The organism is Mycobacterium sp. E2479 (genome assembly GCF_001667925.1).
Lineage (GTDB): Bacteria > Actinomycetota > Actinomycetes > Mycobacteriales > Mycobacteriaceae > Mycobacterium.
The window spans coordinates 1-3839 of sequence record NZ_LZJR01000055.1 but is presented as its reverse complement, the minus strand read 5'-3'; the positions used below and the strand labels follow the sequence as shown (position 1 = coordinate 3839).

1 protein-coding gene is annotated in these 3839 nt (G+C 66.4%); it reads left to right on the top strand.

The features are described 5' to 3' along the window. Positions 1–3839, top strand: a 3839-nt coding sequence (locus A5686_RS06525; RefSeq protein WP_156749972.1) for an amino acid adenylation domain-containing protein, incomplete at both ends; no start/stop codon positions are given.

The following is a 3839-nucleotide window of genomic DNA, read 5'->3' as shown; positions in this document are numbered from 1 at the left end:
GTGGACGCGATATCCGATGCGGCGCTGGTCGCGGCGCGTTCGAGGTTGGATCCGGCCGCCGGAGTGATGCTCAGCGCGCTCTGGGTTGCCGACACGGGCCGGCTGGCGCTGATCATTCACCATCTCGCCGTCGACGGTGTGTCGTGGCGAATCCTGTTGGAAGACCTCAATATTGGCTGGGGCCAGCATCACGCCGGCCAACCGGTGGCATTACCGCCGGGCGGAACATCGTTTGCTCGGTGGGCGTCGTCGCTGACCAAGCACGCATACGACACATCGGTGGTAGTGCACGCTGAGGCATGGCGCCGGTTGGCGGCGACCCCCGCCGCGTTGCCCGCAATACAACCGGACGTGGACACGTTCGCCACGGCTGGGCACTTGTCGGTGGAGCTGGATACCGAGACCACCCGGCTGCTGCTCGGGGAGGTGCCGGCAGCGTTCCATGCCGGCATCCAGGACATCTTATTGATCGCGTTCGCATTGGCCTGGACGCAGTTCTTAGGCACTGGGAGTGCCCGGCTCGGGATCGATGTCGAGGGCCATGGCCGCGATGAGGAGCTGGCGCCCGGGGTGGACTTGTCGCGCACGGTGGGCTGGTTTACCACCAAATATCCGGTGGCGTTGGCGGTCGGTGGGCTGAACTGGGCGCAGGTGATCGCCGGCCAACCGTCCCTGGGTGCGCTGGTGAAAAACGCCAAGGAACAGCTGCGCGCTCATCCGGACGGGTTGACGTATGGCCTGCTGCGCTATCTGAACATCGAGGTGGATCTGGGTGGGTCGGACCCGGTGATCGGGTTCAACTATCTAGGTCGTCTTGGCGCGACGGCCGAGGGGGTCGGCGACTTGTGGCGGGTCAGTCGGGACGGCCTCTCGTCGACCGGCGCGGCCGCAGCGATACCCATGCCGCTGGCACACACCCTCGACCTCAACATTGGCACGGTCGACACCGAGACCGGCCCGTACCTGCACGCCGACTGGACCTGGGCACCCTCGGCGCTGGATCGCGCGCAGGTCAGCATGCTGAGCCAGTTGTGGTTCGACGCCCTGGCCGGCATCTGCGCGCACGTCCAACACGGTGGCGGCGGGCTAACGCCGTCCGATATCTCGCCCGCCCAGCTTCGTCAGCACCAGATCGACGATCTGGAGCAGCAAAACCGGATCGCTGACGTATTGCCGCTAACCCCGATGCAGCAAGGGCTGCTCTTTCACGCCAGCACCGCGCAGGGCAGCGACGACGTGTATGTGGTGCAGCTGGACATCGCGTTGAGCGGGCCCCTCGACCAGTACCGGCTGCGCGAGGCTGTGCACGCAGTGGTCGGCCGCCATCCCAACTTGGCGGCCCGGTTCTGCCAACAGTTCGACGAGCCGGTGCAGATCATCCCCGCTGATCCCGAAACGCCTTGGCGGTATGTCGATCTGGATGGCATCGACGGCGAGGAGCAATTGCCCTCGCTGAGCGCGGCCGAACGCGCGGCGGTCTGTGACCTCGCCGACCCGCCGGCGTTTCGGGTGATGTTGATCCGCACCGCACCCGAGCAACACCGGCTCGTGGTCACCTCTCACCACATCGTGGTCGATGGTTGGTCGCTGCCGATTTTGCTGGGCGAAATCTTTGCGTGCTACCACGGCCGGCGGCTGGCTGCGCCGGCGCCGTATCGCCGGTTTGTCAGCTGGCTGGCCGATAGGGACCTTGAGGCCGCCCGCGCGGCCTGGCGTGCGGTGCTGGCCGGCTTTGACACGCCCACGTTGGTCGGGCCAGCCGATCGGGTGGGGCAGGGGCGCCGTGGGGTCACCTCCTATCGGTTGCCCGAGCCGATCACCGCCGCGGTCAGTGAGCTGGCCCGTGCGCAGCACGCCACCGTCAGCACCGTGCTGCAGGCCGCCTGGGCGCAGCTGCTGGTGTGGTTGACCGGCCAGCACGACGTCGTCTTTGGTGCGGTGGTCTCGGGCCGGCCCGCCGAGGTGCCCGGCGCCGAGGCGATGGTGGGCCTGCTGATCAACACCGTGCCGGTGCGGGCCACCATCACGCCGGCGACCACCACCACCGACCTGCTCGATCAGCTGCAACGCGCACACACCAAAACCGTTGAGCACCAACACCTGGCACTTAACGACATTCACCGCATCACCGGACACGACCAACTATTCGACACTCTGTTTGTGTTGGAGAATTACCCCGTCGAAACCAACGCATTGGCAACGGCCGGCGGATTGAACATCACCACGTTCACCAGCCATGAATCCACCGACTATCCACTGACGATCCAAGCCGTCACCGGCCACGAACTCGGCTTGCGTGCCGAATTCGACGCCGATGTGTTCGACACCGACGCCATCGAAACCATCCTCGAGCGATTCCGCCGGGTGCTGGACGCAATGGCCACTGACCCCAGCCGGCGCCTGTCGTCGATCGATGTGCTGGACGGCGATGAGCACGCCCACCTCAATCAGATTGGCAATCGGGCGGTGCTGCGCCGGCCCGCGACGCCGGTATCGATTCCCATGGCGTTCGCCGCCCAGGTCTTACGCACACCCCAGGCCATCGCCCTAAGCTACGGCGGCCTTTCCATGACGTACCGGGAGCTGGACGAAGCAGCTAACCGGTTGGCGCACTTGTTGGTTGGCGCGGGTGTGGGTCCGGGCGAATGTGTGGCGCTGCTGTTCACCCGGTCGGCTGAGGCAATCGTGGCGATCTTGGCGGTGTTGAAGGCGGGGGCAGCGTATCTGCCGATCGATTCGGCGCATCCGCCTGCCCGGATCACATTCATGATCGAGGACTCCGCGCCGATCGCCGCGATCACCACTTCGGACCTGGCCGCCCGGCTGAACGGGTGTGCGCCGCTGGTCATCGATATCGACGACCCCCGCATTGAAACTCAGCCCAGCACCGGTTTGCCAGTGCCGGCCCCCGACGACATCGCCCACATCATCTACACCTCCGGTACCACCGGTGCACCCAAAGGCGTTGCGGTGACGCAGTACAACGTGGTGCAGCTGTTCGAGTCACTCGACGCCGGGCTAGACCTTGCTTCGCCACAGGTGTGGACGCAATTTCACTCCTACGCTTTCGATTTCTCGGTGTGGGAGATCTGGGGCGCCCTGTTGCATGGTGGCCGGCTGGTGGTGGTCCCGGACTCGGCGACTCGCTCACCGGACGATTTCCACGCCCTGTTGATCGCTGAGCGCGTCACCGTGTTGACCCAAACTCCCTCCGCGGTAAAAGCTTTGTCGCCTGAGGGTTTGGCGTCGACGGGATTGGTGATCGGCGCCGAGGCCTGCCCGGCTGAGGTGGTGGATCGGTGGGCGCCCGGCAGGGTGATGGTCAACGTCTATGGCCCCACCGAGACGACGATGTGGGCGTCCAAGAGTGCGCCCTTGATCGCGGGGTCGGGTGCGCCACCGATCGGTGCGCCGGTATCGGGCGCGGCCTTCTTCGTGCTGGATGGGTGGTTGCGGCCGGTGCCGGTCGGGGTGGTGGGTGAGTTGTATGTGGCCGGTCGCGGGGTCGGCGTGGGGTATTGGCGTCGCGCGGGCTTGACGGCTTCGCGGTTTGTGGCGTGCCCGTTCGCGCCGGCGGGGGCGCGGATGTATCGCACCGGGGACGTGGTGCGGTGGCGCGGCGATGGGCAGCTTGAGTATCTGGGGCGTGCCGATGAGCAGGTCAAGATCCGGGGGTATCGCATCGAACTCGGCGAGATCCAGGCCGCGCTGGCCGCCCTGGATGGGGTGGATCAGGCGGTGGTGGTTGCCCGCGAGGACCGCCCCGGTGACAAGCGCCTGGTCGCCTACCTGACTGGGACAGCCGACGCGGCCGGGGTGCGAAGCCAACTGGCCGACCG